Here is a 7,461-nt window from a genome sequence, read left to right as displayed (position 1 = left end):
TCATCCCCGCCCTCGGCCAAAGGCACGAAGGCTATCACTGGCGGAGTTTTGCTCCGGCCAACAGCCAGATATCCGGCCGCTTCAGTGGTGGATTTTTGCACCGGCGCTCTCAGCTTCTGTAATCTGGTCGATTTCGTAAGCCATGACCGCAGAGACCTCTCACTCCGGGTGATGTTCCCGGCGTCGTCGCTCGTGCAACTCAAGCACTTTCTTCTCAAATGTCCAGCCATGTCCAGCCGTGTCGAATGTCCATCGACGCGCGGACATGCTCCAATTGGCTCAACAGTCGATGGAGCATGCAATGGCCACCAACACCAAATCTAACGCGGTCAATCTTTTTCTGAACGGCGGCCGGGTCACGTCCGGTTTCCGCAGCAGCCTTTTCGATCAGGCCAATCGCGTCGGCATGTCGGTGAACGAGTTCGTCATCACTGCTGCCGCTGAGAAGCTGGTGCAGTGTGGCGCCAACTTCCCCGGTGTTTTCCACAAAGGCGATCTGCCGCCCACTCACGACCGGGCGAGGGCGGCATAATGACGGATGCAGAACTCGACCCGCTGATCGAGGCATCCCGCGTGGAAATGCTGCGGGTGATCGACGCGCTTCTGGCGCTTCAGACCTCCGACGACCTTCTTCAAGCGATGCGCGAAAGCCTCGAACTCTCGGCCGATCTGGAAACGACTGCTTTCGCGGAATCCCGTCAGATCTATCAGGATCTGGCGAGCACCGGCGTTTCTGCGGACAAGCTCCTGGCGCTGCATCTGGCCTCGATGCGGCATGGCGCCGGCGCGGTCTGCAAGACACTGACGGAGGGGTGCTGCCATCAGGCGGCGGAAATGGCCTTCGACCATATTGCTGGTGGGGAGCCTGTCGGAAATGCCTAACTACAACCCCCAGGATGTCTCAGTCCTCGACGACGGCAAAAGCGTCGTGGACGACAAGCGTCTCGACGGTCTCGCCCGTCGTCACGATCCTAACGACTTTACCACCTGCATCCACGAACCGGAAAGAGCAGTAAGCCGCGCCCGTTCCCGAGCAGGCTTCAGTCTCCTGGTAGGCTGCGCAAACGTCCGCCCGCCATTCCCAACCGCAGTCGCGCGCTGCAGGCGGCGTTTCCCAGCCCGCAGCAATCATGTCTCCGCGAGCTTTCGCATAGGGCTCGCCGGTTGTGACAGGCCAGCCGGTCGCAAAGGCGGGAAGGGTGATCAACGACGCGGCAAGCGCCGCAACCATCCGTTTCATCTGACTACCTCCACTCTTTTACACGTAAGTGAGGGTTCCGCCCGTGCCAATACGTGACGCCAGTTTTTATGAGGGCTTACTCGATGATCCGAACGTCCAGGGCGTGCTTGCAGCCATCATGGAGGCCGAAGGCACGGCAAAAAGGGATGACCCGTATTCCGTTGGGTTCGGCTTTACGACGTTGCCAGACCTCAACGCTCACCCGGGTCAATCACTTAGCAGGAGCTTTACTGCCAACGGTCGGCGCAACAGGTCGGGTGCAGCCGGCGCCTTCCAGTTTGTAGAGCGAACTTGGAATGAAATCGCAGGTAAGCTCGGCCTTACGGACTTCAGCCCCCGTAGCCAACAGGTCGCGACGCTCGCGAAGATCGACGAGCGCGGTGCGCTCAGGGACGTGCTTGAGGGCGATGTCGAGGGTTTCGTAAGCAAGACTAAGAACGAATGGGCATCGCTTCCCGGCTCGCCGCACGGCCAGCGTACCGTGTCCATGAAGACCATCAAGGACGCATGGGCAGGTGCGCGCGAAGTGGCCGCCCGTCGCGGCCCGTCGCCAGCAGACGCGCGCCTCGCCGATGCCTGGGGCTATCAGGACCCGAACACCACTCGCGGCTTGACCACGCCGGCCAATACCCCGATGCCGGGCGGCCTTCTCGACGATCCGCGCGGTATGCGCGACCTTTCTGCCGGCCTGCTTGGCGGCGTTGCACCTCCGAGTGCGCGTCCTGCCGGTATGGGCCTTGCAATGCCGACGCCAACGGCGCGTGCGAGCAACATGGGCCGCCCCGGTGTGCCGACACCGATGTCTCGGCCGTCGCCGGCTATGGCGCCTCCGTCCGTCATGTCCGCCGCCGTACAAGAGCGCATGACCGGCGTGCCACTATCCGACCGGCAGATCACGGCGTCCATTCCCGACATGCCGCGCGAAAGCGCCATGCTCTCGCGCACCGCACCGTCGATCAATGCGCGCCCGGCAATGGAACGCCCGAGCGCAATGGCGAGCCTTTCGCCGGCAGTGCAGGAGCGGATGGGCGGGTTTCCGGCCGCCCCCGCGCCGACGCAGCGGGCGGCCACTGGAGACCTGTCGCCGTCCGTCATGGATCGCATGGGTGGGCTTTTCAGCATGGACGCCAAGGCCGCGACGATCCCAGGAGCCGCTCGGCTTTCGCCTGATGACCGGATTGCGCAGGCAACGCAACATGGCGCGCAGGGATCATGGGCGCCAACCGGGGCAACAGGATCATGGGCTCCGGCTCCGACCGTACGCCCGAACTTCGCCGGCCCCATGGGCAGCCCGCGCGCTGCGGGCGTGCCGGACTATCAGGCGCCAACGGCCAGCCCGTATTCGCCGCCGCCGTCCAGTTATCAGACGCCGGCATTCTCGACGGCAACGCCGCAGATCGACGCGCTCGGCCATCCGCCCATCCCCGGCCTGCAGCGTGCGCCGCAAGCGCCCGCACAGCCGCAATATCAGGCGCAGGCCACACAGCCTGCCAGCTATCCAGCGCCTCGTGACGTTGCACCCGCCCCGCACATAGCCGGTCCCGTTGGTCAGGTGCAGCAGGACCAGCAGCTGCGGGGGAATATTCCGGCCGGCAGCTACATCTCGGATAATCAGCGGATGGCAGACATGGTGGCGGCGTCACAGCCGCAGCCAAAGGCGCCGGGCCTATTCAGCGGCGGATTCAATGGCCCGACTGGCATCATGGGCGGCGCGATGCTCGGCGGCGCCGTAGGTGGCCTTCCCGGCGCACTGGTTGGTGGATTGCTCGGCTCGCAAACCGTTCGCAACGGCATCGGCCTCGGCGACATGGGCCGCGAAACATTCCAGAACGACTGGTCGCCAGCGATCAATCCAGGCGGCGGCGTGGTCGTCGGCAGTGACGGCCGCCCGACCTATTCCCTCGCCAATGGCGGCACCACGACGCCGGGCGGGATGTCTTATGACCCGTGGTCAGGGATGCGCGGAACCATTGGCGTTTCCCAACCGCAGCAGCGGCAGGCGGCCAATCGCGGGCTCTTCGACGGATGGGGTTCGTCCGGCAACGAGGCATCGTCCTCGGCGATCAACGGGCGCACGACGAGCTACGCCGACGGCAGGACCGAACGCGACGGCAAAAGCGGCAGCAAGAGCGGCGGGCTCTGGTAAGGGAATAATACGATGGGACTTTTTGACGGCCTGTTCGGTGGTGGTGGCGGCTTGCAATCGCAGGCGCCGGGCTCCGGCGTTGCCCCTGGCTTCATGGACCGCATGACGCAAATGCAGCAGACCAACCCAGAGGCGCTGCTTGCGCTCGGGGCGGGGCTGATGCGTGGTGACATGGCCGGCGGCGTCGACGGCATGGGGCAGGCGATTGGCGGCTATCGCCAGCGGGAGGCGCAGGCCGGTTTGCAGCGTGAGGGCTGGGATCGGCAAGACTCGCGCTTTGCGCAAAGCCACGCTCTCGATCAGGCACGTTTTGACAACACGATTGCGGCTCAGGGTAGCGAACGTGCGCAGGAACAGCAGCGCCTTAACGCCTCGATGCAGTGGGCTGAGGGCACCCAAGACCCGGAGATCATCGCGCTCGGCCGCATGGGCATGTGGAGCGAGGCGTTCAAACTCAATCAGCAGAAGCAGGGGTTGGGCGGGGATCTTCAGTTCAAGATCCTGCCCGATGGCACCTATGGCCCGTTCAATCCTGCTGACGGCAAGTTCGAACCTCTGGGCTCGGCTCCGAAGCCGAATTCGGGCGGTGTAGAAATCGAGCTTCCCGATGGCACGCGGTTTTCGTCCGGCGGCACCGAAGGCCAGCGCCGCAATCAGCAGCTTTATTCGGTGATCCAGCCGGAGCTTCAGACGGTCGAACAGACGTTCGGCGCGATGACAGAACTCGGCAATCAGGCTGCCGAGAGAACTCTTGGCGGCGCCGCCCCGTTCGTCACGTCACCCGAATTCCAGATGGGCCGCAACTCCCTGCAGACGATCATTTCATCCTACCTGTATTCGGTTTCTGGCGCGACGGCGAACCCCGGCGAGGTGGCGACGCAGACGGACATGCTGCTTCCAAAGCCGGGCGAAGACCCGCAGTCGACCGCGCGCAAGCTGGAACGCATCCGCACGATGGTCCGCGCTGTTGGCATTGCGGCTGGGGCGCCGCCCACTGCCGAAACGCCGCTTAATCCCGGCGCCAGGTCGGTTGATGATCTTGTGAAGCAGTACGGGCGGCAGGGGGGCTAGAATGCCGACGATTGACGAACTTGGGCGTGCCCTGCAAAACGCCGATGCCGCTGGGGATGTCGAAGCTGCACAAATGCTTGCGACGGCAATTCAGGACGCGCAAGCGCAGCAGCCCCAGGCGGAAGGCTCGGGCCTCGCGATGAACGCCACAGCCGGCATCAACGAGGGGCTTTATGGGACGCTCGGCGCTCCCGTCGATCTGGTGCGCGGGGCGATGAACATGGGCATCCGTGGCGTCAACGCGGCGACGGGTGCGGATATCGGGCAGATCCCGAGTGACAGTTTCATGGGCTCGCAGTGGATCGGCGAAAGCCTGAGCGGCCTCTCTCCTGCCCTCGATCCTGCGAACACGATTGCGGACACGACGGGCGAGAAGGTGGCGCGCGGTATCGGCCAGGGTGTCGGCTACACGGTGGCGCCACAGGCTGCGGCCGGCGCTCTGGTGCGCGGTGGTCAGCTTTCGGGGCAGGCTGCGCAGTCGGCCGGGCAGATCCTCGGGCGAACGGAATCGGCCGGTGCGGTCGCGGGCAATGCCGCGATTGGCGGCGTGTCGGGTGGCGGCGCTTCGGCCGCAATGGATTTTGTGCCCGAACAGTGGAAACCGCTGGCGGGTCTCGCTGGCGGTATGGCGGCCGGCACGGCTGGCGTCGCGGCGGCGGGTGTTCCTGGGCTTGCTCGACAGGGAGCGAGGGCGGCGCGAGACTATGCCGCTCCGATGACGGCGAAAGGCCGAGAGCGAATGGCCGGTGAGGCGCTACGCTCCGGCACAGCCGATCCGCAGGCCGCGCGGCAGGCAATCAATGCGGGCAATCTCGACATTCTACCGGGCTCGAAGCCGACGACATTTCAGGCGACCGGCGACATGGGCCTCGGCGCGATGGAGCGGACGGCGGCGACACGTCGGCCGGATCTGTTCCAGCAGCGGCGAGCTGACCAGAACGCGGTGCGTGTCGGCGCGATGGAAGGAATCGAGCGAGGGGGCGCGCCGGAAACGGTCGCGGCTGTTGTGCGGTCTCGCCTCCAGCAGATCGATCGCGCCACGCAAGACATCCTCGACAGGGCCACAGGGGCGGCCCGTGGCAGCGCCGACGACCTTGACCGGGGAATGACGCCGGAAGATGCCGGAACTTCTCTGCGGGGCTCTCTCGAAGCCGCACGGGCGCAAGCCAAGGAAGCCGAACGTGCGTTGTGGAACGCTGTCGATCCTGACGGATCGCTGGCTCTCGCTGCGGAGAAGACGCGCCAGAAAGCGGCCGAGATACTGGGGGAGCGCCCGGTATCGGCGAAACCACCCAGCCCCGACGAGCAGGCAATCTATGATGTGCTCGACAAGTATGGCGATGTCGTCCCCTTCAAGGAACTGACGGCACTACAGAGCCGACTGAAGACGGAGATGCGTCAGGAGCGCCTTGCTAACGGCGAAACCCCTGCCTATCGTCGGATGACGCAGATCAACTCCGCGATCGAGGCGGATCTCGAAACAGCGGTCGCGGGGAAGGTCGCGCAGGAGCAGCAAGCGGTTGCGGCCGGGCAGATGAACCCGAAACAGACGCTTGAGGCCAACTTTCTACGGAGCGTAGATGCCTGGAAGGCCGGAAGGGCAGGTGAAGAATCCCGGCAAAGTCTTGGCGCGAGCGCTGGACCGGCTGGAGCCGCACGAGCGACCGCTTTTCCTTCAGCATCTGGAGGCAGAGGCCAAGGGGGAGGGGAATTTCCAAACGCTCCGGGCAATCCGGGACTATCGGGCGATGGTCTCCCGTCCAACTTCGACGAAGCCGCCCTCGGACGATTGAATGCGGCGCGCGAAGCGACGCGTGATCGTGTCGCTACCTTTGACAACCGTCAGCTCGGCCCGATCCGGCGCCGGCCTTCGACTGCCTCGCCTTATGACATGCAGGGGGCCACGGTAGCGCAGCGGGTGTTCTCGCCGGGTCCGAAGGGCTTCGAGAATGTCCAGGCCTATCGCAAGGCGGTCGGCGATCAGGGCGCCATGGATGCGCTGGAAGGCTATGCGGTCGATCGTATCAGCAAGGCGGCGATGCGCGAGGACGGTACGCTTGATCCGGGCCGGCTCGCCTCCTGGCGCAAGATGCACGCGGATGCTCTCCGGGCCTTCCCTGACCTCGATCGCCGCATTGCCAATGCCGGCGCCGCCTCGGAAACCATGGCAAGGATCGGGGTGCAGCGGAAAGCGGCTCTCGATGCTGCCCAGGAGGGCATTCTCGGCCGGCTGCTCAAGCTTGACGATCCGGCGGACATAAAGCGCACGGTCGGCGCGGTGTTCTCGGCGCAGGACGGCGTAAAGCGAATGCGGACTATCCGGCAGGCCATCGGCGACAACAAGGAGGCGAAGCAGGGACTTCGCAAGGCGGTCGCGGATTACATGGCCGAGCGCTTCGTCGGGAACACAGAGGCGGGCACCTCTGGCGTCGGCACCATGAAATCCGACACGTTCCAGAACTTCGTCCGGCAGAACAGCTTCGCGCTGAGTGAGGCCGGGTTCTCGGGCGAGGAAATCAAGTTGATGCAGCGGGTCGCGGAAGATCTGCAGCGGGCCAATCGCTCGATTGCCTCGGTGCGCATACCTGGGCAGTCGAACACGGCGCAGGACATCATGGCGGCGTCGAAGGGCAAGATTACGCAGACCATCCTGGACCGAATGATTGCCGCGGTATCCGGCGCCGGCGGCTTCGTGGTCGGCAATGTGGGCGGCGGTCTGGCGGCCTATGTCGGCGCCGAAACGATGATGGCGCTGCGCCATGCCGGGCTTGAAACGATCGACGACATCGTTGCCGATGCGCTGCTTAATCCGGCGAGGGCTCGCATCCTCCTGACGGAGCCGGCGAAGCAGGCGGAACGCGGCACGCTCAAGATGCTGGCCCGGCTCTATCGTCAGGCGGCGGTTTCGACCGCAGCCGTCTCCGCCGACCAGAACGGCCGGGGCAAGCCACTGCAGATCGATGTCCCATGGGGTGGGCCTCCCCATTGAAGATCGGTCATCATA

Annotated in this window: 6 protein-coding genes; 5 read left to right on the top strand and 1 reads right to left on the bottom strand. The window is 64.9% G+C overall.

Going from position 1 to position 7,461, the window contains the following annotated elements:
- The first annotated feature begins 301 nt into the window (after positions 1 to 301).
- Positions 302 to 532, top strand: a complete 231-nt coding sequence (locus VQ045_RS12530) for a hypothetical protein (protein ID WP_331830339.1) — start codon at positions 302 to 304, stop codon at positions 530 to 532.
- Entirely contained in the window at positions 532 to 882 is a 351-nt protein-coding gene (locus VQ045_RS12525) for a hypothetical protein (protein WP_331830338.1), read from the top strand. Before VQ045_RS12530 ends, VQ045_RS12525 begins: the two co-directional genes overlap by 1 nt.
- Before the next feature lie 19 nt (positions 883 to 901).
- On the opposite strand, the gene VQ045_RS12520 is transcribed toward VQ045_RS12525, so the two are convergent.
- Entirely contained in the window at positions 902 to 1,240 is a 339-nt protein-coding gene (locus VQ045_RS12520) for a hypothetical protein (protein WP_331830337.1), read from the bottom strand.
- A 43-nt stretch (positions 1,241 to 1,283) separates the two neighbouring features.
- Between VQ045_RS12520 and VQ045_RS12515 the strand changes: the two genes are divergently transcribed.
- Genes VQ045_RS12515 through VQ045_RS12505 form a run of 3 tightly spaced genes read left to right on the top strand, consistent with a single transcriptional unit; the run spans position 1,284 to position 7,446 of the window.
- A complete protein-coding gene (locus VQ045_RS12515) occupies positions 1,284 to 3,386 on the top strand; it encodes a glycoside hydrolase family 24 protein (RefSeq protein WP_331830336.1) in 2,103 nt (700 codons plus the stop codon).
- A 12-nt stretch (positions 3,387 to 3,398) separates the two neighbouring features.
- Positions 3,399 to 4,457, top strand: a complete 1,059-nt coding sequence (locus VQ045_RS12510; protein ID WP_331830335.1) for a hypothetical protein — start codon at positions 3,399 to 3,401, stop codon at positions 4,455 to 4,457.
- Position 4,458: 1 nt separating this feature from the next.
- Complete coding sequence (locus VQ045_RS12505) at positions 4,459 to 7,446, top strand: hypothetical protein (protein WP_331830334.1); 2,988 nt, start codon at positions 4,459 to 4,461, stop codon at positions 7,444 to 7,446.
- Positions 7,447 to 7,461 lie beyond the last annotated feature (15 nt).

It is taken from the genome of Aurantimonas sp. E1-2-R+4 (genome assembly GCF_036549515.1).
In the GTDB taxonomy this organism is placed as follows: Bacteria; Pseudomonadota; Alphaproteobacteria; order Rhizobiales; family Rhizobiaceae; genus Aurantimonas; species Aurantimonas coralicida_A.
Note: the sequence above shows the minus strand (reverse complement) of the source record. Positions and strands in the feature narration are given on the sequence as shown.